General features: G+C 73.1%; 22 protein-coding genes. 13 read left to right on the plus strand and 9 right to left on the minus strand.

Features of this window, described 5'->3' with window-relative positions:
* Window positions 1-118 precede the first annotated feature (118 nt).
* Window positions 119-862, plus strand: a complete 744-nt coding sequence (locus OG710_RS25155) for an SDR family NAD(P)-dependent oxidoreductase (protein ID WP_330241342.1) — start codon at window positions 119-121, stop codon at window positions 860-862.
* A gap of 54 nt (window positions 863-916) precedes the next feature.
* Here OG710_RS25155 and OG710_RS25160 read toward each other — a convergent pair whose 3' ends face one another.
* Complete coding sequence (locus tag OG710_RS25160) at window positions 917-1957, minus strand: hypothetical protein (RefSeq protein WP_330241343.1); 1041 nt, start codon at window positions 1955-1957, stop codon at window positions 917-919.
* A gap of 135 nt (window positions 1958-2092) precedes the next feature.
* Between OG710_RS25160 and OG710_RS25165 the strand changes: the two genes are divergently transcribed.
* Window positions 2093-2659, plus strand: a complete 567-nt coding sequence (locus OG710_RS25165; protein WP_330241344.1) for a dihydrofolate reductase family protein — start codon at window positions 2093-2095, stop codon at window positions 2657-2659.
* A 58-nt stretch (window positions 2660-2717) separates the two neighbouring features.
* Here OG710_RS25165 and OG710_RS25170 read toward each other — a convergent pair whose 3' ends face one another.
* Window positions 2718-4259: a peptidoglycan-binding protein gene (locus OG710_RS25170; protein WP_330241345.1), complete on the minus strand. Its 1542-nt coding sequence runs from the start codon at window positions 4257-4259 to the stop codon at window positions 2718-2720.
* 358 nt (window positions 4260-4617) lie between these two features.
* Between OG710_RS25170 and OG710_RS25175 the strand changes: the two genes are divergently transcribed.
* From OG710_RS25175 to OG710_RS25185, 3 genes are read left to right on the plus strand one after another with little or no spacing between them, the layout of a single operon-like run.
* The gene (locus tag OG710_RS25175) at window positions 4618-4851 is read left to right on the plus strand and encodes an acyl carrier protein (RefSeq protein ID WP_199563577.1); all 234 of its coding nucleotides are present in this window, start codon (window positions 4618-4620) and stop codon (window positions 4849-4851) included.
* Window positions 4848-6092: a beta-ketoacyl-[acyl-carrier-protein] synthase family protein gene (locus OG710_RS25180; protein WP_330241346.1), complete on the plus strand. Its 1245-nt coding sequence runs from the start codon at window positions 4848-4850 to the stop codon at window positions 6090-6092. The genes OG710_RS25175 and OG710_RS25180 overlap by 4 nt, the downstream gene beginning before the upstream one ends.
* A gap of 16 nt (window positions 6093-6108) precedes the next feature.
* Window positions 6109-7032, plus strand: coding sequence for an alpha/beta fold hydrolase (locus tag OG710_RS25185; RefSeq protein WP_330241347.1), 924 nt, complete (start codon window positions 6109-6111; stop codon window positions 7030-7032).
* Between the two features lie 27 nt (window positions 7033-7059).
* Here OG710_RS25185 and OG710_RS25190 read toward each other — a convergent pair whose 3' ends face one another.
* The 3 genes from OG710_RS25190 to OG710_RS25200 form a co-directional block, all read right to left on the minus strand.
* Window positions 7060-9558, minus strand: a complete 2499-nt coding sequence (locus OG710_RS25190; RefSeq protein ID WP_330241348.1) for an endonuclease/exonuclease/phosphatase family protein — start codon at window positions 9556-9558, stop codon at window positions 7060-7062.
* Window positions 9559-9732: 174 nt separating this feature from the next.
* Window positions 9733-10095 (minus strand): nuclear transport factor 2 family protein, encoded by a 363-nt coding sequence (locus tag OG710_RS25195; RefSeq protein WP_330241349.1) that lies wholly within the window; start codon window positions 10093-10095, stop codon window positions 9733-9735.
* 135 nt (window positions 10096-10230) lie between these two features.
* Window positions 10231-10692 carry a DUF5709 domain-containing protein gene (locus OG710_RS25200; protein WP_330241350.1) on the minus strand — a complete coding sequence of 154 codons (462 nt, stop codon included), beginning with the start codon at window positions 10690-10692 and terminating at the stop codon, window positions 10231-10233.
* Window positions 10693-10856: 164 nt separating this feature from the next.
* On the opposite strand from OG710_RS25200, the gene OG710_RS25205 reads away from it, so the two are divergent.
* Both OG710_RS25205 and OG710_RS25210 read left to right on the plus strand, forming a co-directional pair.
* Complete coding sequence (locus tag OG710_RS25205) at window positions 10857-11084, plus strand: DUF6296 family protein (RefSeq protein WP_111338952.1); 228 nt, start codon at window positions 10857-10859, stop codon at window positions 11082-11084.
* 209 nt (window positions 11085-11293) lie between these two features.
* The gene (locus OG710_RS25210) at window positions 11294-11878 is read left to right on the plus strand and encodes a TerD family protein (protein WP_111338953.1); all 585 of its coding nucleotides are present in this window, start codon (window positions 11294-11296) and stop codon (window positions 11876-11878) included.
* A 62-nt stretch (window positions 11879-11940) separates the two neighbouring features.
* Here the strand turns inward: OG710_RS25210 and OG710_RS25215 are convergent, their stop codons facing one another.
* Window positions 11941-12822, minus strand: coding sequence for a DMT family transporter (locus OG710_RS25215; RefSeq protein WP_330241351.1), 882 nt, complete (start codon window positions 12820-12822; stop codon window positions 11941-11943).
* Between the two features lie 145 nt (window positions 12823-12967).
* Between OG710_RS25215 and OG710_RS25220 the strand changes: the two genes are divergently transcribed.
* Window positions 12968-14116: a winged helix DNA-binding domain-containing protein gene (locus OG710_RS25220; protein ID WP_330241352.1), complete on the plus strand. Its 1149-nt coding sequence runs from the start codon at window positions 12968-12970 to the stop codon at window positions 14114-14116.
* Between the two features lie 19 nt (window positions 14117-14135).
* Here OG710_RS25220 and OG710_RS25225 read toward each other — a convergent pair whose 3' ends face one another.
* Window positions 14136-14954 carry a response regulator transcription factor gene (locus OG710_RS25225; RefSeq protein WP_443064336.1) on the minus strand — a complete coding sequence of 273 codons (819 nt, stop codon included), beginning with the start codon at window positions 14952-14954 and terminating at the stop codon, window positions 14136-14138.
* Between the two features lie 163 nt (window positions 14955-15117).
* On the opposite strand from OG710_RS25225, the gene OG710_RS25230 reads away from it, so the two are divergent.
* Entirely contained in the window at window positions 15118-16794 is a 1677-nt protein-coding gene (locus OG710_RS25230) for an AMP-binding protein (RefSeq protein WP_330241354.1), read from the plus strand.
* A complete protein-coding gene (locus tag OG710_RS25235; RefSeq protein WP_330241355.1) occupies window positions 16791-18398 on the plus strand; it encodes an AMP-binding protein in 1608 nt (535 codons plus the stop codon). The genes OG710_RS25230 and OG710_RS25235 overlap by 4 nt, the downstream gene beginning before the upstream one ends.
* 16 nt (window positions 18399-18414) lie before the next feature.
* Here OG710_RS25235 and OG710_RS25240 read toward each other — a convergent pair whose 3' ends face one another.
* Window positions 18415-18651, minus strand: coding sequence for a hypothetical protein (locus tag OG710_RS25240; RefSeq protein WP_330241356.1), 237 nt, complete (start codon window positions 18649-18651; stop codon window positions 18415-18417).
* A gap of 155 nt (window positions 18652-18806) precedes the next feature.
* The gene (locus tag OG710_RS25245) at window positions 18807-19505 is read right to left on the minus strand and encodes a hypothetical protein (RefSeq protein WP_330241357.1); all 699 of its coding nucleotides are present in this window, start codon (window positions 19503-19505) and stop codon (window positions 18807-18809) included.
* Window positions 19506-19776: 271 nt separating this feature from the next.
* Here OG710_RS25245 and gcl point away from each other — a divergent pair, with 271 nt between their 5' ends.
* The 3 genes from gcl (at window position 19777) to OG710_RS25260 (ending at window position 25448) form a co-directional block, all read left to right on the plus strand.
* Window positions 19777-21561 carry a glyoxylate carboligase gene (gene gcl / locus OG710_RS25250; protein ID WP_330241358.1) on the plus strand — a complete coding sequence of 595 codons (1785 nt, stop codon included), beginning with the start codon at window positions 19777-19779 and terminating at the stop codon, window positions 21559-21561.
* A gap of 246 nt (window positions 21562-21807) precedes the next feature.
* Entirely contained in the window at window positions 21808-23682 is a 1875-nt protein-coding gene (locus tag OG710_RS25255) for an ABC transporter ATP-binding protein (protein ID WP_330241359.1), read from the plus strand.
* The gene (locus OG710_RS25260; RefSeq protein WP_330241360.1) at window positions 23679-25448 is read left to right on the plus strand and encodes an ABC transporter ATP-binding protein; all 1770 of its coding nucleotides are present in this window, start codon (window positions 23679-23681) and stop codon (window positions 25446-25448) included. The genes OG710_RS25255 and OG710_RS25260 overlap by 4 nt, the downstream gene beginning before the upstream one ends.
* Window positions 25449-25597 lie beyond the last annotated feature (149 nt).

A 25597-nucleotide genomic window follows, 5' to 3' on the forward strand; every position in this document is an offset into this window, starting at 1 on the left:
CGCCCTTCGTGCGCGCCCCGCCCGCCAACACTTTTATATGCACAATACATATGAAGTGTATGGTGCATATGAACGATCCGTGCGGGGGCCGGAACCAGCGAGTCGAAGGAACAGCGCAATGACACTGGAGAACAAGGTCGCCGTCGTCACCGGAGGAGCCTCGGGCATCGGCGAGGCCGTCACCCGGCTGTTCGTCGAGCGCGGCGCCCGCGTCGTGGTCGTCGACCTCCAGCAGGAGGCCGGGGACGCGCTGACGGCCGACCTCGGGGACGCGGTCGCGTTCCTGCGGGGCGACGTCTCGGACCGCGCGGTCGCCGACCGGGCCGTCGCCACGGCCGTCGAACGCTTCGGCGGCCTGGACGTCCTGGTGAACAACGCCAGCGCCTCCCGCGTCCGCCCGTTCACCGAGCAGACCGACGACGACTGGAAACTCGCCCTGGACACCGGCCTCTTCGCCACCCGCAACTTCATGCTCGCCGCCTACCCCGAACTCCGCAGGAGCGCGGGCGCCGTCGTCAACTTCGCCTCCGGCGCCGGCATCGACGGCCAGCCCAACCAGGCGTCGTACGCGGCGGGCAAGGAGGCCATCCGGGGCCTGAGCCGGGTCGTCGCCAACGAGTGGGCGGCGGACCGGATCCGGGTCAACGTCGTCTCCCCGATGGCGCGGACGGCGGGCGTCGCCGCCTGGGCGGAGGCCAACCCCGAGCAGTACGCCCTCTCCGCCGCGAAGATCCCGCTCGGCCGCTTCGGCGACCCGCGCACGGACGTCGCGCCCGTCGTCGCGTTCCTGGCGAGCGACGACGCCCGTTACATGACCGGCCAGACCCTGATGGCGGACGGCGGCGCGATCAAGCTCCGCTGACCTCCCCGGCCGCCCGCCCCCGTCCCCGCCGCCCCGGAGCGGGGGCGGGGGCGTTCAGTCGTGGATCTCCGGATTGGCGGCCAGGATCTCCTCGGTGGCCGTCCACAGTTCGGGCACGAAGCGCAGCACCTCGTCGCGCCGGGCGAGCAGGTCCCCGGTGGAGCCGATGCCGGTGAGGTCGGCGACGGCCTCGCGGAACGCCGGCAGCCGGGCGGTGTGCAGCGCGGGCGCGTCCTCGGCCAGCACCAGGTGGCAGCGGGCGAAGGCCGCGACGATCCAGAAGACCGCCTCCCGGTGGTCGCCCCGGTCGATCAGCTCCCGGCCGCCCCCGATCGCGACGGGGCGGGCCTGTGCCGTGAGGTCGCTGCCGAAGAAGAACGGCGTGCGTACGACGGGGACCGTGGCGTCGAACGTCCGCGCCAGCTCCGCCAGATGGTGGCGCACCCGCCGCGCCGGGACCGCCTCGCAGCCCAGCAGCGCCAGCAACCGCGGATAGAGCGCGTCCTGCCCGTACGCGCCGAGCACCTCGCGTACGGCGGGGTAGCGCAGCCGGACGGTCGGGTTGCGCAGCGCGGCGACCAGCGGGAGGTGGGTGGTGACCCCGGTCGGGAACAGCCAGCCCATCACGCGCGCCGCGAAGGGCTGTCCGGGGTCCAGGGCGGCGAGCCGGTCCTCGACGCGGTGCCGGGCGTCCAGGCAGCGGCGGCGCACCCGGCTCCGCTCGGCGAAGCGCGGCGCGACGTACGCGTGCAGGGCGCGCAGCCGGCCCGTGGGGTCGTCGATGACGGTGTCCCGGCGGAAGCCGCCCGCCAGGTGGTACGCGCCCAGCACCGCCTCCGGGTCGTCCAGCAGGGTCATCGGCTCGTAGGTGATCTCCAGCAGGGCGCCCTCGTGACGGAGCTTGCCGGGCTTCGCGGGCGCCTCCTCGCCCGCCGTCACCACGACCACGTCCACGTCGGACGCGGCGGGCAGCTCCGTCCCGTCCGGGAGGCCGACCGTCGAGCCGGTGAAGTACGCGCCCCGGTAGTCCGGTCGCGGGCGGGCGTGCGCGGTGACCCAGTGCGCGGCCGCGGCGCGTGCGTCTCCGACTCTCATACCCCGACTCCTACGGGCCGCGCCGCCCCGGCGTCAAGTCGCGCCGCCCGGCTCCCGGTCGGGCGGCGGGCCGCCCGGTAACGTCGGGCATGGTTCACCACCCCCCGTCCCCGCGACCGCCCGGTGAGGTGTGCGATGCGCAGGATCGTCTACTGGATGTCGATGTCCCTCGACGGCTTCATCGAGAGCCCACGGCGGGAGATCGACTGGCATGTCGTCGACGAGGAACTCCACCGCTACTTCAACGACCAACTCGCCGGCATGGGCGGCATGCTGGACGGCCGGGTCACCCATCAGCTGATGGCGGACTTCTGGCCCACCGCCGACCGGGACCCGGCCAACGCGGGGACGGTGGCCGAGTTCGCCGGGATCTGGCGGGACACCCCCAAGTACGTGTACTCGCGGACGCTGGAGCGGGCCGACTGGAACACCACGATCGTCCGCGAGGTCGTCCCGGAGGAGGTGCGGGCGCTCAAGGAGCAGCCCGGCGGCGATCTGGCGCTCGGCGGCGCCGGCCTCGCCGCCTCCTTCGCCGCGCTCGACCTGATCGACGAGTACCGCGTCTACGTCCACCCGGTGCTCATCGGCCGGGGCAAACCGATGTTCCCCACCGAGGAGTCCCGCACCGCCCTCCGGCTCCTCGGCACCCGCACCTTCGGCAGCGGGGTCGTGGAGCTGCGGTACGAGCGCGACCGGGACTGACCGGCCGAGTCCCGGACCGACGCCGCCCCGGTCGGCCGGTCCGGGGCGCGGTGGCGGGTCAGCGGCCGGCCTGGAGCGCGCCCCAGGTGTCCGGTCCCACGATCCCGTCGGCCGTCAGCCCCCGGCTCGTCTGGTACGAGCGCACCGCGGTCCCGGTCGCCGGGCCGAAGCTGCCGTCGGCGTCCACGGTGGAGCCGAGCGCGGCGGTCAGGGCGCGCTGGACCCGCTTCACGTCCTCGCCGGTCGCCCCCTCGGCCAGCTCCGGCGTGGTGCCCGCGGAGAGCAGCGCCGTCCAGGTCCGGGCGCCCACGATCCCGTCCGCCTCCAGGCCGCGCGCCGTCTGGAACGACTTCACCGCGCTCTCGGTGGCCGTGCCGAAGACGCCGTCCTCCTCGCCGGCCGGGTGGCCCTGCGCGTTCAGCAGCCGCTGGACCGCGGTGACCTGGGGCCCCGTCGAGCCCGGCCGCTGGGTCGTGTACGCGGGGAAGCTCAGCCCGTCGCCGGTGCCGCCGTCCGTGGCGCCGCCGACCAGCTCCATGTAGCGGTCCCAGTCCCAGTTCGGGCCGGGGTCGGTGTGGTCGTTGCCCGGCGCCTCGCTGTGGCCGATGATGTGCGCCCGGTCCTTCGGGATGCCGTACTTCTCGCAGAGCGCGGCGGTCAGCGCGGCGGAGGAGCGGTACATCGTGTCGGTGAACCAGGTCGGGTCGTCCACGAAGCCCTCGTGCTCGATGCCGAGCGACGAGGCGTTGGCGCTGCGCGCGTGGTACGCGGTGTCGGCGTCGCGCACCATCTGGGTGATCTGGCCGTCCGACGAGCGCACCACGTAGTGCGAGCTGACCACGGACTCCGGGTCCTGGAACCAGCTGATGGTGCCCGCGTACGAGCCCTGGGTGACATGGATGACGACCTTGTCGACGGTCGCGGTGCGGCCGGTGGTGTAGTTGTTCGGGTCGGCCGGGACCCAGAGCGCCGACGGGTAGTCGGCGCTGCGGACGGAGTAGTCGGCGGCGGTCCCGGCCTTGTCGGGGGAGACCGGCCGCCCGGTCACCGAGATCCGCTCGCCGTCCGGGGTGAGCGCGTCGAGCCCGTCCGCCAGGAAGGTGTAGACGGTGTCCGCGTAGAGCGCGGCGGCCGGCCCCTCGGCGCCGCTGTAGCGCGCGACGGCCGGGTACCAGGCGTCGATGTCGTCGCGGTCCCGCGCGTCGAGCCCGAGCGCGTCCGCGTAGCCGCGCAGCACCGCCGCTCCGCCCAGGACGTTGACGGCGGCGTCGGAGCGCAGGGCGGCGAGCGGTTCGCCGGTGAGGTCGGCGGCCCGTTCCAGGGTGTGGTGCGCGGGGTTGCTGACGAGGTGCATCACGCCGTAGCCGTTCGCCTGGCTGGGGCGTCCGGCGTGGCCGTCGAGGCGGGTCTCGCCGTACCCGACGGCGGCGAGCAGGTCACGCGGTACGTCGAACTCCTCGGCGGCCCGTTCGAACGCCCGGTCCAGCGGGTGGCCGGTGTCCGCGGCGGCGAGTGCCGGGGTGCCGGTCGCGGCGAGGACGGTGGCGGTCAGGGCGGCGAGGAGGGAGGCCCTGGTGCGGGCGGCGGCGCGAGTCGGCATTCCTGCTCCTGCTCTGTGGGAGGGGAGACGGCCCCGGCCCCGGAGGGGATGGACCGGGCGGCCGCGAAGCCTGCTCACGATAGGGAGCGAATGAAGGTATGACAATCATTCCGGCGGCGTGTCGAACTCCCTTTCACTCCAATGGAGTTGACCGTTCATGAGCCCTCGCAAGCCTTCGTGCGCCCCCAGGGATTCGTACACCCGTGCAGGAACCCACCGCACGGGGGAACGCGGCCCGGACACATCGCCGACAGGGCGTATAACAGAGAACTCCGGACCGGCCGGCGTCCCCGATGGCAGTCACATCTCACGCGGCAAGGCGTCACCGCGTACGACAGCGGAGAAGTGCCCGATGAGCATGAGCACGGCAGACGAGATCAGCACCCTGCTGACCGCCAACTTCGGAACCGACCCCCTGGCGATCCGCCCGGAGGTGCCCCTGCGGCAGCTCCGCCTGGACTCCCTTGCGCTGGAGGAGCTGCGGCTCCTCATCGAGGACCGGATGGACGTCGATCTCGACGACGTCCAGATCACCTCACGCGACACCGTCGCCCAGCTCGTCGAGGCCGTCCACCGCAAGGCCGCCGCGTGACCGCCCGGTACCGCCCGGAGCCGTTCGCCGCGGCCGTCACCGGGATCGGCCTCGTCACCTCCGCGGGCGTCGGCGCGGAGGCCACCTGGCGCGCCGTCAACGACCCCGCGACCGCGCCCTGCGTCCCGCACCGGGCCGAACTCGACGGCCTGCCCTGCGACTTCATGTACAGCGTCCAGGACCTCGACACCCGCGCCGTCCTCGGGATCGCCGCCCACCGGCTGATGGACCGCTTCTCGCACCTCGCCGTCATCGCCGCCCGCGAGGCCGTCGCCGACGCCGGACTCGACCCCGCCGTCTGGGACAGCGGCCGGGTCGCCGTCGTCATCGGCTCGGCCCACGGCGGCCTGCCCTTCTACGACGAGCAGCACACCACCCTCAGCGAACGCGGAGCCCGCCGCGTCTCGCCCAAGCTCGCCCCGCTCGCCGTCGTCAACGGCGCCGCCAGCAGCGTCGCCACCGACCTCGGCGCACACGGCCCCAGCCAGGCCGTCTCCACCGCCTGCTCCTCCGGCACCGTCGCCATCGGCACCGCCCACCAGATGCTGCGCACCGGAGCCTGCGACATCGTCGTCGCCGGCGGCGCCGAATCCGTCTGCTCCCGGCTCCTGATCGCCAGCGCCTGCCGGCTCAAGGCCGTCTCCACCCGGCGTGACGACCCGCAGGCCGCCTGCCGCCCCTTCGACACCCACCGCGACGGCTTTGTCGTCGGCGAGGGCGCCGGACTCCTCGTCCTGGAACGCCCCGAGCACGCCCGCGCCCGGGGCGCCGCCGTCCGCGCCCACATCGCCGGCTACGGCGCCTCCAGCGACGCCTACTCCGCCGTCGCCCCCGACCCCGACGGGCTCGGCATCGAGCGCGCCCTGCGCACCGCCCTCGCCGACGCCGGGATCGCCGCCGCCGACATCGGCCACGTCAACGCCCACGGCACCTCGACCGTCTCCAACGACCTCATCGAGGCGGCCATGCTGCGCCGGGTCCTCGGCGACCACCCCCTCGTCACCTCCACCAAGGCGATGACCGGCCACACCCTCGGTGCCGCCGGCGGCATCGAGACCGCGCTCACCGTCCTCGCCCTCCAGCACCGGCTCGTCCCGCCCACCGTCAACCTCGACGCCCCCGACCCGGACATCCCCGTCGAGGTGGTGAGCAAGGAGGCCAGGCCCGCCGTGTTCGACGCCGCCGTCAAGACCTCGCTCGGCTTCGGGGGCCACAACGCCGCCCTCGTCCTCACCAGGTGACCGGGGCCCAGGGAACATGACCGAAGAGATCATCCGCACCCTCACCGTGGACGGGCTGCGCTTCCGCTACCGCGCCCTGCGGCAGCCCGACCCGCGCACCGAACCCGTCGTCGTCCTCGGCGGCGCGCTCCAGGGCATCCACGGCTGGCCCCAGATGGACGAGCACCTCGGACCGCACGCCACCGTCGTCACCGCCGACCTGCCCGGCATGGGCGGCGCCGACCCGCTGCCCCCCGGCACCGGCGACGACCTGCTGCGCGCGGCCGTCACCGCCGTCCTCGACGACCTCGGCGCGGACCGGGTCAACCTCTACGCCTTCTCCTACGGCACCTCGATCGCCTTCGCCTGCGCCCGCCACGACCCCGCCCGCGTCGCCCGCCTGGTCCTCGGCGGCGTCCCGTCGCACATCACCGAGGTCCAGCGCGACGGCTGGGCCCGCGCGGTCGGCCGGCTCGACACCGGCGACGTGACGGGGCTGGCCCGGCTCACCGCCGAGGCGCTGATGTGCCTGGACCCGGACCGCCGGGTCCACCGCAGGGACCTCGCCCTGCGCTACGTACGCCGGTCCTTCGTGCACGCCCTCACGCACTCGCCGCACGCCGAGCGCTCGCTGCGCCGGTCGCTGGAGCACCGCCCCGACTTCTCCGGCGGGCTGAGCGGGGTGCCCGCGCTCGTCTTCGCGGGCGAGCACGACACCGTGACCCCGCCGGAACACCAGCGCGCCTTCGCGGCCACCATCGAGGGCAGCCGCTTCCTGACCATCGGCGAGTCGGACCACTGGGTCGTCCTGGAGCGCCCCGACGACGTGGCGGACCTGGTGGCCCGCTTCATGACCGACCGGCCGCTGGACTCCGCCCCCGCGCTGCGGCCGATCCCCCCGCTGCCCCGGCCGCGCGCCGGGGCAGCGGGGGGATCGGCCCTGCCACGGGCGGGCGGCTGAGCGCCCGCCGCCCGCCCGTGCGCCGGATCAGCGGTGCCCGTGACCCTTTCCGTGCCCGTGCCCGTGCCCGTGCCCGTGCCCGTGCCCGTGGCCATGGCCGTTTCCGTGCCCGTTGCCGTGGCTCGGGGCGTTCACGTCGATGCGGACGATCTGCGGGTCGTGGTCGCTCGCCTGGTCGGCGAACTCCGCGTTGATGTGCACCACGTCGTAGTCGAAGCGGCGCACCCCCGGACTGGTCAGGATGTGGTCGAGGGTCTGCGAGTTGCCCTCGTACACATAGCTGTACCGCTCGTTCACCGGCAGCGTGGTGATCAGCGGCTTGAGGACCTTGCCGGAGGTCAGCGCGCCGACGGTGGGTGAGAACGCGAAGTCGTTGAGGTCGCCGAGGACCACGACCCGCGCCGACTTGTCCGCCGCGAGCAGCGACTTGACGAAGGTGTTGACCTGCTTCGCCTGCTGGACGCGCTTGGTTTCCGAGCCGCGCACCGGCTCCTGGTAGCGGCCGTGCAGCGGCTGGTCGCCGCCCTTGGACGCGAAGTGGTTGCCGACGACGAAGACGGACCTCCCGTGGAAGCGGAACTCGCCGACCAGCGGCTTGCGGCTGTCGTCCCAGGCGTCGCTCGTGGGCGCGATCCGGCCGGGCGACACCGAGAGCGCGACGCCCTTGCGGGTCCGTACGGCCTCGACGGCGGTCGTCGCGTCGCCGCCCGCGCGGTCCACGAAGTCCACCCGCTCCGGGTTGAAGAGGAACACGTTGCGGATGTTGCCGCCGGGCTCGCCGCCGTCCCGCCCGTCCTGCGGGGCGACATAGCGCCAGGCGTAGCGCGGGCCGCCCGCCGCGACGATCGCGTCCGTGAACCGCTTCAGCGTGGCCTCGGAGCCGACCGTGCCGTCGTTCACCGCGCCGTTGTCGTCCTGGATCTCCTCCAGGGACACGATGTCGGGCGAGGACAGGTTGACCGCGACGCCCGCGGCCAGGGTGTCGAACTTCGCCTGGTCGTCGAGCGCGTCGAGGTTCTCCACGTTGTACGTGGCGACCGCCAGCTCCTTGCCCTTCTGCCGGCGCGTCACCTCGCGCCGCAGCCCGTTGTCGGTGAGCGTGCCGAGCTCGGTGGCCTGGACGTTGTAGCCGCCGTACGAGTCGTAGCCCAGGACGCCCGCCGTGGTGCCGGACAGCACGTCGCCCACGTTCGCGGTGGGCACCGGCGCGGCCGGGTCCAGCGACATGACCTTGAGCCGGCCCGCGTTCTGGTCGGCGTACGAGGCGTACAGCGTGCCGCCGCGCCGGGTCGGGTTCTGCTCCGGCTCCACGGTCACCCAGACCTCGTGGTACTTGGTCGTCGCGCCCGTCACCCGCGTGTCGGCGATCTCGACCCGGCTGCCCTCCAGGGACTCGTACAGGTCGAGCGCGTACACCGACGGCTCCAGGGGCAGTGCGTCGATCGAGCCGCCGCCGGCCGAGGGCACATAGGCGGACGGCACCGCTCCGGCGTCCAGCACCACCGGGGCGGGCAGCGCGTTGCCGGAGGACAGGACGGTGATCCTGGGCTTGGTGATCTCCGTGACGGACTGGGCGGTGGCCGACGGGTAGTACTCGTCCACGACACCGCTGACCAGCACCGAATCGCCCACCGAGACCGCCGGGGCGGTGGAGCCGGTGTAGACGAAGACGCCCTCGCCGGTGCGCGGGTCCGCGTCCGGGGCGGTGTCCTGGATCCAGAAGCCGCGCGACCCGGAGGCGCGCACCGCCGTGACGACGCCGGGCACGCCGATGACCTCGCGGCCGTCCAGCGGGGAGACCCGCGTGCTGCCCTGGATGTCGTGCACCCGTACGGTGCCGGGCTCGGTGGGGTTGTCCGGGTCGCCGGGACCCTCGCCGCCGCCCGCGCTCTCCCCGGCCGCGTTGACCGGGGTCGGGGCGGCCGCGGTGAGGTCGGCGGCGTTGTCGTCGGTGTCCGCGAGGGTGGCCGCGCGCGCCACGGAGGCGGTGGCCGATGCGCCCTTGGCCGGTCCGCTGCCCTCCCGGACGACCGCGGTGCCGTAGCCGACCAGGTCCACGACGCGGGCGTCGGCGGCGCAGTCGGCGGCCGTCTTGCAGGTCAGCGCCGTGGTCCCGGAGACCAGGGCGACGGTGCCGCTGCTCGCCGACATCGCGACCTTGCCGGTGGCGTCCGCGGCGGGCAGGGCGACCGTGCCCCCGGCGCCCTCCGCCTGGGCGACGAGATACCGGCCGCCGGGCGCCACCGCGCCGGTCAGCGCCGTCACCTGCCACTGCGAGCCCGCCGAGGGGGCGCCGGGCAGGTACTGGACGCTGAGGCCGGCGAGGTCGTACGCGGCGGAGCCGGCGTTGGCCAGCTCGACGAAGTCACGGGTCAGCGTCGCACCGGAGTTCCCGCCGCCCCCGTACACCTCGGAGATCACGGCGGACGAGGACGGGGCCGCGAAGGCGGCGGGCAGCGCGGTCGCCGAGAGCGTCACGGCTACCGCGCCGGCCAGCAGGACGGAACGGGGTGTGGATATGCGCACGGAGATGCCCCTCAGATTCTGGTGAAGGAGCACAAGCTATGCGCGTAGAACAGGCGATGACAAGGCATCAGAGGTGAATTCCGGAAAACGTTCGGCCCCCGGCCGCCGAAGGCCGCGGGAACGGCGCGCCCCGGCCCGGCCGCGCGCCGCCGTTCACGCCCCCGAGCCGCCCCCTCACACGGCGGGCACCCGGTCCAGGAAGCCGCTCACCGAGGCGATCCGGCCGTCCTCCGCCAGGGCCGCCACATCGAAGCCGGCGACGGGCGCCGAGCCGTCCGGCGCGACCAGCTCCCAGCCGAACCGCGCCAGTGCGTGGTGCCCGTCCACCGCGCCGAGCGGCCGGAAGACGAAGCCCGGAAACTGCTCCCGCGCCCCGGCGATCGTGGCGGCCAGCCGCTCGTGGCCCCGGACGTCGGCCAGCGGGTCGGTGTACGTGGCCTCGGCGGTGAACGCGGCGGCGACGGCCTTCTCCAGCTCGTCGGAGCCGGCGTTCCAGGCGGCGAAGTAGCGCTGCACGGCGTCGTCGTACGTGGTCATCGTGGTGGTCCCTCCCGTAGGGCTCCGGCCCGCCGGGGCCGGGAGCGCTGTGCTGTGAGAACCACGATGTCCGACGCCGCGCGGGGCGTCGATTACCTGCGGGGTAAGGCCGGGGGAGCGGACCCTCCGGGGTGGCTAGACGCGGTCCGGGCCGTCCGCGACGATGTGCACCGCCGCCTCCTCGGCGGAGGCCGCCGCGCCGTCGATGCCGACGTCCTCGCCGGCGGTGCTGTCCGGCTCGTCGATGTCCAGATCGCGGGTCAGCCGCCCGGCGCGGACCGTGCCGACCTCGCCGTCCCACGGCTCACCGTCCCCGTCCACGACATCGCCCACCCCGTCCCCGGGCGGGGCGCCGTCCTCGGGCAGCTCGCGGGCGAGCCGGCTCTCCAGGCTCTCGCCCCGGTGCTGCTCGGCGGCGGTGGTGCCCACGTCGTCCACGGCGTACGGGCGCTCCGGCGGCGAGTACCCCCGGTCCAGGACGTCGTCCACGTCCGGGTCGTCGAGGGTGTCCTCCGTATCGAGCTGCTCGATCGGGTCGGCCGCCTGCGACTGCTGCTGGGGCTGGTAGACCTCGTCGCCCCGGTCGGCATCATCCATGGCGCTTGTCCCTTCCCGCGGCGGGGCTCCCTCTCAGGATAGGCAGCCCGGCCCGCGCGGGCGCGTCCTGCGTCCGGGCGGGGTGTGCGCGACCATGGACGGTGCAGGGCCGGACGTGCCCCGAAGGGCCGGTCCGGAAACGGTCGTCTGGAGAGCCCGTCATCATGGATTATCCGGAGAGCTACCAGCTCGTGTTCCAGTCCTCGGCCGTGGAGGACGACACCGTCACCGTCCACCGCACGGCACAGAGCGGAGCGGGCGGTCACCCCGTCTACGAGGACGAGACCGGCATCGTTCGCGCCGAGATCAGCGACCACGCGGAGGTGCGCATGCTGGCCAGTGGCGGCCATCAGCGCCTCGGAACGCCGCTGGTGGTACGGGACGCCGCCTGAGCGCGATGCCGCTTCAGCGCGCCGCCGCCGGGATTCCGTATGTGAACCACCCCCTACCATGCGTACACGTATGTGTCCATCCTGCCAAGGCAGGACAATCCGGCCCGACGCGTCCAACACTTGGTCGAAATTTTGCCCCTGGTGAGGGGTCGGGCGAGGTCACCAGGCAGACTCACCCTGTAGGAATCTCGCCACGAAGAGGATCACGCATGATCACGTTGAAGAAGGAAGACGGCCCGGCGGACCTGGACGGGGTGACTCACCTTTCCATCGGCGTCTCCTGGGACCCCACCGTCGGCAGCAGTGGCGGGCTGATGGGGAAGCTGAAGCAGAAGAAGGGCACCGACCTCGACCTGATCGCCATCGCGATGCAGGGCGCGGACCCGGTGCGCCTCGCCGGACTGGACTCCCTGGACCCGCTGGGCAACGGCTCGCTGCTGCACAGCGGTGACAACCAGACCGGGAAGGGGGAGGGCGACGACGAGACGGTGACCGTCGACTTCGCCAAGGTGCCGGGCAACGTGACGTCGATCGTCTTCGTCGCCGCCGCGTACAAGAAGGGCAGCTCCTTCCAGAACGCGCGCAACGTCAGCATCAAGGTCTACGACGCCACGGGCGGCAGCAGCCAGCAGGTCGCCGACATCTGGCCGAGCCTGCTCACCAACGACAACGGCTGCGCCGTGGCCAAGGCCATGCGCGTCGGCGCCGGCTGGAAGCTTCAGGTGATCAACGAGACCGGCAAGATCAAGCAGGGCGACGAGCACGCCCTGATGCGTTTCGCGATCAGCAAGTAACGCCGATCCGCGAGCAACGCACGGCGGTACGGGTACGCCCCCCGGCGCCCGCCCGCGCCCGGTCACTCGACCCGGCGCGGGCGGGCCGGGCCCGTCGCGTCCCCGGTGGCCAGCGGCGAACGCGCCAGCTCCACGCACCCCGCCGCGATCAGCGCGAGCGCCAGCAGCTCGGGCAGCACCCACCAGCCGGTGCGTACGTCCTCGCCGAACAGGGTCACCCCGTACAGGACGCTGATCAGCGCGTCGCCCAGCGTCAGACACGGCTGCACCGCGACCAGCGTGCCCGCCTGGAGCGCGTTCTGGAGCAGGAACAGCGCCCCGACGCCCGCCGCCGCCATGGCGTACAGCTGCCAGGCACCGAACAGCGCCGCCGCGCCGCCCCCGTCGTCCAGCCGGGCCATGGCGTCCTTCATCAGCGCGGCGGTCAGGGCGTAGCCGCAGGCGGCGGCCGTGGCCAGCAGGGCGGCCCGCACATTGCCCCGCGCGGCAAGCGCGCCCGCGATCAGCACCGCCTCGAACACGCCCGTCAGGATCAGCGCCGGCACCCACGCGGCCCCCCGCACCGACTCGCTGCCGCCGCCCGGCGCGGCCGTCGCCATCCCCAGCGCCAGCCCCACCGTCACGGCGGCCACCCCCACCCACACCGAACGCGGCAGCCGGCGCCGCATCAGGAAGGCGGCCAGCAGCAGCGTCGCCGGCAGCTCGATGACGAAGATCGGCTGCACCAGCGAGATCGGGCCGGTCGCCAGCGCCACGGCCTGGCACACGGCGGCGACGATCACCAGCCCGATCCCCGCCAGCCACACCTTCCGGCGCAGCAGATGGCCGATCAGCGACACCCGCAGCGCCCCGGTCTGCGGCACGTCGAGGGCGGCGCGGCGCTGGAGCACGGACGCGGAGCCGTTGCTGACGGCGGTCAGCACGGCGAACAGGACGGCGATCACCGCACCATGATGCGGGCGGGCGCACCGCGATCCCGGCTACCGTACGGCGACGGCATGGCGACGGTCCCGGCCTCCTGTTTCCGAACGGGCCTGGAACTCCTTCAATAGGACCGAAACCGACCTGATGGCGGCGTAGCGTGCCGTCATGGCCGTGAACAGGAAGACCACCACCGCCGGTGCGGCGCCCGCCCCCGTGCTCACGCCGAGGGCGCTCGGCCGGGCGACCCTGGCACGCCAGCTGCTGCTGGACCGTGCCGAGATGAGCGCACGGGACGCCGTCGCCCACCTCGTCGGCCTTCAGGCGCAGAACACCGAGCCGCCGTACTACCAGCTGCTGGCCCGGCTCCAGGACTTCCGGCCCGCCGAACTCTCCGCGCTGATGGAATCCCGCGAGGTCGTCCGCATCGCCTCCCTGCGCTCCACGGTCCACACCCACACCGCCGACGACGCCCTCACCCTGCGCCCCCTGGTCCAGCCGGCCGTCGAACGCGAGCTGGCCCTGTTCCGGAAGAAGCTGCCCGGCGTGGACGTGGACCGGCTGCGCGAGCTGACCCGCGCATACGTGGAGGAGGCGCCCCGTACCCCGAAGGAGATCCGGGCCCTGCTGCTCGCCGAGTGGCCCGACGCCGACCCGCAGGCCCTGACCATCGCCGCCCGCTGCGTGCTGCCCCTGGTCCAGGTCACCCCGCGCGGCCTCTGGGGCCGCAGCGGCGGCGTCGCCCTCACCACCGCCGACCACTGGCTCGGCCGCGCCGCGCAGGCCGCGCCCGACATCGACGCCACCGCGCTGCGCTACCTCGGCGCCTTCGGCCCCGCCTCGGTCAAGGACATGCAGAGCTGGGCCGGGCTGACCCGGCTCAAGGAGGTCTTCGAGCGGCTGCGGCCCCGGCTCACCACCTTCCGCGACGAGCACGGCGTCGAACTCTTCGACCTGCCCGACGCCCCGCGCCCCGCCGAGGACACCCCGGCCCCGCCCCGCTTCCTGCCCGAGTTCGACAATGTCCTGCTCGGCCACGCCGACCGCACCCGGATCATCCCGGCCCCGTTCAAGGGCCTCAACGGGGTGGGCAACCAGAACTACGGCAGCGTGCTGGTGGACGGGTTCTTCGCCGCCGTCTGGCGCCTGGACACCCCGCGCGACGCCCCCGCCGCGCTCACCGTCCAGGAGCTGCGCCCGCTCACCGCAGCCGAGCGCGACGCCCTCACCCAGGAGGCGGCCGGCCTGGTCACGACGATGACCGGCGCCGCCGCGCACGACGTCCGGTTCGCCCGGTTCGTCGACCTCGGCCGCTGAGCGGACGGGGGTGCGCCGTCTACGGCAGCAGCCCCGCGCGCCGGGCCGCGACCACCGCCTCCAGCCGGGTGTGCGCCCCCAGCCGGCGCATCGCCGAACGCAGATAGCCCTTCACCGTCTCCGGGCGCAGCCCCAGCCGCTCCGCCGCCACCGCGTTGGTCGCGCCCGCCGCGACACACGCCAGCACATCGATCTCGCGCGGCGCCAGCCGGACCTCGCGCGCCCCCGGCGCCGGAGTGCCCGTCGCCGAGGCCAGCCGCCCGCACACCGCCGCCAGTTCGTCCCGCAGCGCCGGGTCCAGCACCTTCGGCATCAGCGCGCGCAGCTCCCGGTGCGCCTCCCGGACGTCCTCCCAGGCACCCGGCGCCACCGTGTCCCCGGCGGCCGGCTCCGGACGGCTCGCCGCCAGCAGCTGCCGCACCTCGTCCCGTACCGCGAGCGCCTGCTCCACGTCGCGGGCGGCGGCCACCGCCGCGTCGAACGTCCGGTCGCCGAGCGTCAGCGGCTCGCGCAGCGCCCCGTACAGCACCCCGCGCACCTCCCGCCGCACCACCACGGGCACCGCCACCACCGAGCGCAGCCCCTCCGCCGCGACGGCCGTGTCGTACTCGTGGCTGATGTGGCGCGAGGAGCGGTAGTCGGTGACCGCGCACGGCCGGGACAGGGCCATGGACTTGCCGCCCAGACCGCTGCCGGAGGAGATCATCAGCCCGCGCAGCGCCCCGGTACGCGCCCCGTTCACCTCGGCGATCCTGGCATGGCGACTGCCGGAGAGCAGCCCGCCGAACGCCACCGGCAGCCCGCTCGTCCGGCGCAGCCGCAGCAGCGCCGCCTGCATCTCGACCGCCTCGAAGGATTCCGGCACCCTGACGCCTCCCTGCCCGCCCCCCGATGGAATGGCCGCCCCGCGACACCCCCGTCCGGGGGTGGTGAGACCTGGGTCACTGTTTACATCATGGGACAAGCCAATGGACCGGCCGGGTCGGTAAAGAGGAGGGCACATGCCGGAAACGAGTGCGACGGAGACGTTCCGGGCGGCCCGGAACTTCCTGCTCCGGCACCGCGACGACTACGACGCCGCCTGCGCGGGCTTCCAGTGGCCCCGCAGCCCCCACTTCAACTGGGCGCTCGACTGGTTCGACGTCATCGCCCGCGACAACGACCGCACCGCCCTGCACATCGTGGAGGAGGACGGCCGGCGCACCGAGGTGTCGTTCGCCGAGATGTCCGCCCGCTCCGACCGGGCCGCGAACTGGCTGCGCGGCCAGGGGGTGCGCGAGGGCGACCGCATCCTCGTCATGCTCGGCAACCAGGTCGAGCTGTGGGAGACCGCCCTCGCCGCGATGAAGCTGCGCGCCGTCGTCATCCCGGCGACCCCGCTGCTGGGCCCCGCCGACCTGCGCGACCGCGTCGAGCGCGGCCGGGTCCGGCACGTCCTGGTCCGGGACACCGACACCGGCAAGTTCGACGAGGTGCCCGGCGACTACACCCGCGTCTGCGTCGGCGCCCCGACCGCGGGCTGGCTCGACTACGCGGCGGCCGCCGACGCCCCCCGCGCCTTCACGCCGGACCGCGAGACCGACGCGGACGAGCCGCTGATGCTCTACTTCACCTCCGGCACCACCGCCAGCCCCAAGCTGGTCGAGCACACCCATGTCTCCTACCCGGTGGGCCATCTGGCGACGATGTACTGGATCGGGCTCAAGCCCGGCGACGTCCACCTCAACATCTCGTCGCCCGGCTGGGCCAAGCACGCCTGGTCCAACCTCTTCGCCCCGTGGAACGCCGAGGCGACGGTCTTCATCTTCAACTACACCCGCTTCGACGCCGGCCGCCTCATGGCCGAGATGGACCGCTCCGGCATCACCAGCTTCTGCGCCCCGCCCACCGTGTGGCGCATGCTCATCCAGGCCGACCTCACCCAGCTCAAGACCCCGCCGCGTGAGGTCGTCGCGGCCGGCGAACCCCTCAACCCCGAGGTCATCGAGGCGGTCCGGCGCGCCTGGGGCGTCACCATCCGCGACGGCTTCGGCCAGACCGAGACCGCCGTCCAGGTCGCCAACACCCCCGGCCAGGTTCTCAAGCCCGGCTCCATGGGGCGGCCCAGCCCCGGCTACCGGGTGGTGCTGCTCGACCCGGTGAGCGGGGAGCCCGGCGCCGCCGAGGGCGAGATCTCGCTCGACCTGTCCGCGCGGCCGGTGGGCCTGATGACCGGCTACCACGGCGACCCCGAACGCACCGCCGAGGCGATGGCCGGCGGCTACTACCGCACCGGCGACATCGGCGCCCGCGACGAGGACGGCTACATCACCTACGTCGGGCGCGCCGACGACGTCTTCAAGTCCTCCGACTACAAGATCTCCCCGTTCGAGCTGGAGAGCGCCCTGCTGGAGCACGAGGCCGTCGTCGAGGCGGCGGTCGTCCCGTCCCCCGACCCGGTGCGCCTCTCCGTGCCGAAGGCGTACGTGGTGCTCGCCGAGGGCTGGGAGCCGGGACCGGACACCGCGAAGGTGCTCTTCGCCCACTCCCGCTCCGTGCTCGCCCCGTACAAGCGGGTGCGGCGGCTGGAGTTCGCCGAACTGCCCAAGACCGTCTCCGGCAAGATCCGCCGCATCGAACTGCGCGAGCGCACCGCCCAGGGTGGCGGCACCGAGTACGCCGAGGGGGACCTGGCATGACCGAGCTGTCCTACGCCCACGGCACCGGCACCACCGCCCTGCTCGGCGACACCGTCGGACGCAACCTCGACCGGGCCGTCGCCGCCTGGCCCGACCGCGAGGCGCTGGTCGACGTACCGTCCGGGCGGCGCTGGACGTACGCCGAGTTCGGCGCGGCCGTCGGCGAACTGGCCCGCGCCCTGCTGGCGTCCGGCGTCGCCAAGGGCGACCGGGTCGGCATCTGGGCCGTCAACTGCCCCGAGTGGGTGCTCGTCCAGTACGCCACCGCCCGCATCGGCGCCGTCATGGTCAACATCAACCCGGCGTACCGGGCGCACGAGCTGGCGTACGTACTCAAGCAGGCCGGGATCTCGCTCCTGGTCGCCTCGCTCGCCCACCGCACCAGTGACTACCGGGCCCTGGTCGACGAGGTCCGCGCCGACTGCCCGGAGCTGCGCGCCGTCCACTACATCGGGGACGCCTCCTGGGACGAACTCGTCGCCACCGCCGGACGGGTCACGCCGGAGCGACTCGCGGCCCGCGAGGCGGAACTCTCCTGCGACGACCCGATCAACATCCAGTACACCTCCGGCACCACCGGCTTCCCCAAGGGCGCCACCCTCTCCCACCACAACATCCTCAACAACGGCTACTTCGTGGGGGAGTTGGTCGCCTACACCGAGCAGGACCGGATCTGCCTGCCGGTGCCCTTCTACCACTGCTTCGGCATGGTCATGGGCAACCTCGGCGCCACCTCGCACGGCGCCTGCATCGTGATCCCCGGCCCCTCCTTCGAACCCGCCGCCGTACTGAGCGCCGTGCAGCAGGAGCGCTGCACCTCGCTGTACGGGGTGCCCACGATGTTCATCGCCGAGCTGAACCTGCCGGACTTCGCCTCGTACGACCTGTCCTCGCTGCGCACCGGCATCATGGCCGGGTCGCCGTGCCCGGTCGAGGTGATGAAGCGGGTGGTCGCCGAGATGCACATGGCGGAGGTGTCCATCTGCTACGGCATGACGGAGACCTCGCCGGTGTCCACCCAGACCCGCCGCGACGACGACCTGGAACGCCGCACCGGCACGGTCGGCCGGGTGATGCCGCACATCGAGGTCAAGGTGATCGACCCGGTGACCGGGGTGACCCTGGAGCGCGGCGCGTCGGGCGAGCTGTGCACCCGCGGCTACAGCGTGATGCTCGGCTACTGGGACCAGCCCGAGCGGACCGCCGAGTCGATAGACGCGGGGCGCTGGATGCACACCGGGGACCTCGCGGTGATGCGCGAGGACGGCTACGTACAAATCGTCGGCCGCATCAAGGACGTGATCATCCGGGGCGGCGAGAACATCTACCCGCGCGAGATCGAGGAGTTCCTCTACCGCCACCCCAAGATCGCCGACGTGCAGGTGGTGGGGGTGCCGGACGAGCGGTACGGCGAGGAGGTGCTGGCCTGCGTCATCCCCGCGGACCCGAGCGACCCGCCGGGCCTGGAAGAGGTGCGGGCCTTCTGCGAGGGGCAGCTGGCCCACTACAAGATCCCGCGCCTGCTCCAGATCCTGGAGACCTTCCCGATGACGGTGAGCGGCAAGGTCCGCAAGGTCGAGCTGCGCGAGAACTACCGGCCGTAGGCCGGGCGCCGGCGGCTCAGGCCGCGGCGATCACGTCCGCCGCGGCGCCCCGCGTCGCGGCGGCCCACTCGATGAGCAGCACCTCGTACGCGGCGGCCTCCACGGGAGACCACTCCTGGCCCGCGCGGGCGTCCACCAGCGCGCGGATCGCCTCGTTCGCCTCCAGGGCGGTGCGCTGCGCCGCCCGGCGGGGGCGCGCGGGGGCGTACGCGGGCGTATTCGTAGGTGGTGAAGTCCGTCGAGTTAAGACCATGCGTTCCACTTTAGGCCCCGCCACTGACAACGAACCCCTGATCGGGGCCCGTTGGCCAGAACGTGACGGATCACACGCAGTGTGGCCGGGCGGTTTCTGTGAGGTACGACATAGTGCGGCGCCTCCGTGTCCGAAAAAGGGGGGCGCGCGCGTGCTTACGCGCCGGTGCTGACGAGTTCGTCCGCCGCGCCGTTCACCGGCTGCGGGGTTCCGGTGAGGTCCAGGACGAACAGCGGCACGCACAGCGCGTCGGCGCGCCGCCGGGCCTGCGGCGCGTAACCCGCGAGCGAGAAGAGCACCCCGAGCACCGAGCCGTTGAGCGCGTTCAGCCACAGGCACTCGACGTCCCGCAGGCCGGTCGGCCGGGTGCCGGCGTCCACCTGGGCGACCAGCCCGGCCGCCCGCAGGTCGATCCGCGAGGCCGGCCGGTGCACCGGGTGCGTGACCTCGCGGAAGCCCAGCCACGACAGATACCGGGCCGCCGCCGCGACCGCGTCGCGGGCGGTGCGGATGGTCAGCGGGCGGAACGCGGGGCGGGGCGCCGCCGCCGTGCGCGGCAGCGGTATGTGCGCGGGCCGGACCGCCCCGGCGGACGCCACCGGCCGCACCGGCACCCGCAGCACCGCCCCGCACGGGCAGCACAACTCGGGCTGCGGCCACTGGTCGTGCCGGCCGCAGCCCCGGCAGCGCACGGTCACCCAGTCGTCGTTCCAGGTGCGGTGGGTGATCGGGACGACGGGCGCGCCGCGCAGCAGCGGGGGCGCCGTGGGCTCGCCGCAGGGGCAGGCGTAGACGGGCGTGACGTACGCGTGCTCGCGGCGGCAGGCGGGGCATCGCAGCGGCACTGACTCCACCTCGGCTCCTTTCCGACGCCTTCCGGGCCGCGCGGCAGCGGGCACGCCTCGCGTATCGGGCCGACTCCGCTCCGTGTCCCCATGCTCTCCCAAGAGGCCCCGGCCCGGCAGGGATTCGCTCCAGTTGATGCCCGCCCCGTCCTTGACGGCCACCCGGACGCGTCGTACATTCATTTCCACATAACAGAAGATAACTTCCGTAATACGGAATTGGTGCTCTCAGGTGGCGCGACAGAGCCCGACTCCACCCAGGGACGAGCAGGAGCACTCAATGCCTCGTATGACCGCTGCCCGCGCGGCAGTCGAGATCCTCAAGCGCGAAGGCGTCAGCAACGCGTTCGGTGTGCCGGGCGCCGCGATCAACCCCTTCTACGCGGCCCTCAAGGCCGCCGGCGGGGTCCACCACACGCTCGCCCGCCACGTCGAGGGCGCCTCGCACATGGCGGAGGGCTACACGCGCGCCCGCCCCGGCAACATCGGCGTCTGCGTCGGCACCTCGGGCCCGGCCGGCACCGACATGATCACCGGCCTGTACTCGGCGATCGCCGACTCGATCCCGATCCTGTGCATCACCGGGCAGGCGCCGACCGCCGTCCTGCACAAGGAGGACTTCCAGGCCGTCGACATCGCGTCGATCGCCGCCCCGGTCACCAAGGCGGCCACCACCGTCCTGGAGGCCGCGCAGGTCCCCGGCGTCCTCCAGCAGGCGTTCCACCTGATGCGCACCGGCCGCCCCGGCCCGGTCCTCGTCGACCTCCCGATCGACGTGCAGCTCACCGAGATCGAGTTCGACCCCGAACTGTACGAGCCGCTGCCGGTGCACAAGCCCGCCGCGAGCCGCCGCCAGATCGAACGCACCCTGGACATGCTCGACGCATCGGAGCGCCCGCTGCTCATCGCCGGCGGCGGCGTCATCAACGCCGACGCCGCCGAACTCCTGGTGGAGTTCGCCGAGTTGACCGGCGTCCCGGTCGTCCCCACCCTCATGGGCTGGGGCGCCATCCCCGACGACCACGAGCTGAACGCCGGCATGGTCGGCCTCCAGACCTCGCACCGCTACGGCAACGCCAACTTCCTGGAGTCGGACTTCGTCCTCGGCATCGGCAACCGCTGGGCCAACCGCCACACCGGCAAGCTCGACGTCTACACCGAGGGCCGCACCTTCGTCCATGTGGACATCGAGCCCACGCAGATCGGCAAGATCTTCGCACCCGACCTCGGCATCGTCTCCGACGCGAAGGCGGCGCTGGAACTGTTCGTCGCGGTGGTCCGGGAGCGCAAGGCGTCGGGCGGCACGAAGGACCGCTCGGCCTGGGCCGCCGCCACCCAGGAACGCCGGGCCACCCTCCAGCGGCGTACGCACTTCGACAACGTCCCGCTGAAGCCGCAGCGCGTGTACGAGGAGATGAACCGGGCCTTCGGCCCCGAGACCCGCTACGTCACCACGATCGGCCTCTCCCAGATCGCGGGCGCCCAGATGCTCCACGTGTACCGCCCGCGCCACTGGATCAACTGCGGCCAGGCCGGCCCCCTCGGCTGGACGATCCCGGCCGCACTCGGCGTCGCCACCGCCGACCCGGAGGGCTCGGTGGTCGCGCTCTCCGGCGACTACGACTTCCAGTTCATGCTGGAGGAGTTGGCGGTGGGCGCCCAGCACCGCATCCCGTACGTGCACGTCCTGGTCAACAACTCGTACCTGGGCCTGATCCGCCAGGCGCAGCGCAACTTCGACATCGACTTCCAGGTGAACCTGGAGTTCGAGAACCTCAACTCCCCGGAGCTGGGCGGCTACGGCGTCGACCACGTCAAGGTCGTCGAGGGCCTCGGCTGCAAGGCCATCCGCGTCACAGACCCGGACGCCCTCCTCCCGGCCTTCGAGGAGGCCAAGAAGCTGGCGGCGGAACACCGGGTCCCGGTGGTGGTCGAAGCCATCCTGGAACGCGTCACGAACATCGCGATGAGCGGCACGGACATCGCCTCGGTCAACGAGTTCGAGGACCTCGCGACGGACCCGGCGCACGCCCCCACGGCGATCAGGCCGTACGCGAAGGCGTGACGCCGTAGCGCGTACGCGCCCTTCACGGAGGAGCACCTGCGGATCTCCGCAGGTGCTCCTCCGTTGACAAGTGTCACCCCGCGAGGCCCAGTTCGGGCTCCGGCGGGCACGAGGAACCTTGACGCCCGGAATTGGTCCAGGCCAATATGTGGATCATCGAGCGCCTCCGGGACCCGACCGTGCCTCCGGGTGTGCGGTCCGCGCCGGCCGTCGCTGTCACACGGATGTACCGGGGGGAAGACCGCTGTGCCAGGACCACCATCGTTCGCCGGAGCCGTCGCCGTCGTACGGCGCAGAGCCGGCCGCTGGATCGACCTCGCCCGGCTGCTGCCCCGCGCGGGAACGCCCCTGGTGGCGGCATCACTCCTGGTGAACACGGTCCTCGGACTGCTGCCCGGGGGCTTCATGCTCGCGGCGAGCGTGCTCCTGGACCGTGTCGCCGGAGGGTCGGGCCTGACCGGGGAGGTCTACGGATGGCTCGCCGTCGTCGTCGGGGCCTTCGCGCTCCAGCACACCCTCACGCCCTTCCAGCCCGCGCTGACCGAGGCGGTCTCGCGCCGGGTCGACGGCCACTGCATCGGACGGCTGCTCGACGTCACGCTGCGCCGCGCGCCCTTCGGGGTCCTGGAGGACAGCGCGCACGAGGACCTGCTCGCGGACGCCAGGGCCGCCTTCGCACGCACCGTCCCCACCCCCGGCGAGGCCGCCGCCGCGCTGCCGCTGCTGTACTCCCGATACCTCCAACTCACCTTCGCCGTGGCCCTGGTCGGGTACGCGGCCGGACCGGCCGGCGCCGTCATCACCGCCTGCACGGCACTGGCCATCAGGTTCGGGGTACGCGGCACCCTGGGCCGCTACGCCGCCCTCTGGGACTCCCTCGCCGGAAACCGGCGGCGCACCGGCTACATCCGCCAGCTGGCGACCGGGACGGGCGCCGCGAAGGAGATCCGGCTGCTGGGCCTGATGCCCTGGCTCGGCGCCCGCTTCGGCCGCGACACCATGGAGCATCTGCGCCCGCTCTGGGCCGGCAGCCGCCGCCTCCAGTTCTGGCCCTTCATCGCCCTCGCCGCCGCCGGATTCGCCGGCGGAACCGCCGTGTTCGCGCTGCTCGCGCACGGCACCGTGCAGGGCCGCACCGACCTCCTCGCCCTCGGCATCGGCCTCCAGGCGGCCCTGGTCACCATGCGCTTCGGCATCGCCTTTCCCGAGTGCGACACCCAGACCCAGTTCGGCCTGGTGTCCTTCCACGCCCTCGAACGGCTCGAAGCGCTGGAGGAGTCGAAGCCCCGGCCGGCCGCCGGTACGGAGCCCGCGCCGCGCCCCGCGCACAGCATCCGCTTCGAGGACGTCGCCTTCTCCTACCGCCCGGACGCGCCCCCGGTCCTGAACGGCCTCGACCTGGAGATCCCGGTCGGCTCCTGCACCGCGATCGTCGGCCTCAACGGCGCCGGCAAGACCACCCTGGTCAAACTGCTCGCCCGGCTCTACGACCCCACCTCCGGACGGATCACCGTCGACGGCGCCGATCTGGCCGCGCACAGCCCGGAATCCTGGCAGCGCCGGATCGCCGTCGTCTTCCAGGACTTCCTCCGGTACGAACTGCCCGCCGCCGACAACATCGGCTTCGGCGCACCCCACCTGGCGGCCGACGAAGCCCTCCTGCTCGACGCCGCCCGCCGGGCCGGGGCCGGCCCCGTCGTCGGCAAGCTCCCCGACGGACTGCGCACCCCGCTCTCCCGCCGCTACGAGGGCGGGCACGACCTCTCCGGCGGTCAGTGGCAGCGCATCGCCCTCGCCCGTGCCCTGTTCGCCGTCGAGGGCGGGGCCTCGCTGCTCGTCCTCGACGAACCGACGGCGCAGCTGGACGTGCGCGGTGAGGTCGCCTTCTTCGACGAGTTCCTCGCCGAGGCCGGTTCGCGCGGCATCACCAGCCTGATCATCTCGCACCGCTTCTCGACCGTCCGGCACGCCGACCGGATCGTCGTCGTGGAGCACGGACGGGTCCTGGAACAGGGCGACCACGACTCCCTGATGCGCGCGGACGGCCGCTACGCCGAACTCTTCCGGCTCCAGGCCCAGCGCTTCGAGGACGACAACGACACCGTCGGGAGCAGAAGTTGAGAACCGTCATGGCCTCGGCCCGCTACCTGCTGGCGCTCGGGTGGCGGCTCAGCCCCGCGCGGCTGCTCACCTCGGTCGGCCTGCTCGCGGCCGGATACGTGGCCGCGCCGGTCGCCGCCGTACTGCTCGCCGCCTTCACCGAGGCGGCCCTGGACGGACGGGGCGACGCGGCCCTGACCCTCTCCGTCGGCATCGGCCTGGTGCTGGTGCTCGACCTGACCATGGCGCACTTCGCGCACCTCTCCTACTACGAGCTCGCCCAGCTCCAACAGCTCGCCATCGGGAGGGAGATCGCCGATGTGGTCAACGGCTCGCCGGGCATCGAGGCCCACGACAACCCCCGGTTCAGCGAGACGCTGACCCAGCTCGGCGACCGGATCTTCCAGGTCCGGGCCGCCCTGGAGGCACTGCTGCTGCTCGGCGGCTCGCTGCTGCAGGGGCTGCTCACCGCCGTGGTGCTGGCCCGCGTCGACCCCTGGCTGGTCCTGCTGCCGCTCGCCGCCGTCCCCGCGGTGCTCGCCGGCAGCCGGGCTCAGCGGATCGTCGACGCCGCACGGACGGGCAGCGCATCCGAACTCCAGCTCGCCCGGCACCTGGTGGACGTCGGCACGACCGCCGCCACCGTCAAGGAGATCCGGCTCTTCGGGGCACGGGAAGCGGTCACCGAACGTCACGCGGCCGCCTGGCGCGGCGTCACCCAACGGCAGCTGGGCGGCGAACTGCGCGGCGCGCTGGTCCGCGCGGCCGGACAGGTCTGGTTCGCGGCCGCCTACGGGGCGGCGATCCTGATCGTGCTGCGGCGGGCCGCGCGCGGCGAGGCGGGGGTGGGCGAGCTGGTGCTCACGCTCACGCTGGCCGTCCAGGTCGGCGGGCAGGTCGCGGCCGCCCTCGGTCAGCTGGGGCGGTTGCAGAGCGCCGGACGGATCACCGAACTCCTGGCCGATCTGCGCGCGCTGGGCGCCGTGTCCGGGGAATCCGGGCACGCCGCCCCGCCGCCCGCACTGCGCGAGGGCATCCGTCTCGAACACGTCTCCTTCGCCTATCCGGGCAGCGACCGGAAGATCCTGGACGATGTCTCCCTCTTCCTGCCGGCCGATTCCAGCACCGCGCTCGTCGGTGAGAACGGGGCGGGGAAGAGCACCCTCGTCAAGCTCCTCTGCGGGCTCTACCGGCCCACCGAGGGCCGCATCCTGGTCGACGGCGTCGACCTCGCCGACCTCGATCCCGAACAGTGGCAGCAGCGGCTCGCGACCCTCTTCCAGGACTTCGCCCGCGTCGAACTGACGCTCCGCGAGTCGGTCGGCGTCGGCAGGCTCACGGCCCTGGACGACGACGCCGCGCTCCGCGCCGCACTCGCGGACGCCCGAGCCGGGGCGCTGGAGGACAAGGTGCCCGGCGGCCTGGACGGGCTGATCGGACGCGGCTACGGGGACGGGCAGGAGTTCTCCGGCGGCCAGTGGCAGTCCCTCGGGCTGGCCCGCACACTGCTCCGCTCCGACCGGCTGCTGCTGGTCCTGGACGAGCCGGCCGCCGCCCTGGACGCGGCCGCCGAGCACTCCCTCTTCGAGCGCTTCGCCGCAGCCTCCTCGGGCGGCGGGACGACGATCTTCGTCTCGCACCGCTTCTCCACCGTCCGCCTCGCCGACCGGATCGTGGTCCTGGACGGCGGCCGGGTCGCCGAGGCCGGCAGCCACCAGGACCTGATGGCCCGGCAGGGGCTCTACCAGGAGATGTTCGACCTCCAGGCGGGGGCGTACACCGCCTGACCGACACCTTCCCCCGTGTCCGGACGACCTGGTCGCCGGGCCTCTACTCGGCGTGCCCGGACGCCTGTTGGGCGTGTCCTGCATGGCGAGACGATCTTGACACCTTCATTGGTCCAGTCCAATCTGAGTTCAGATTCAGCCACTGATGC

Origin of the sequence: Streptomyces sp. NBC_00525, from assembly GCF_036346595.1 — a bacterium.
Classification (GTDB): Bacteria; Actinomycetota; Actinomycetes; order Streptomycetales; family Streptomycetaceae; genus Streptomyces.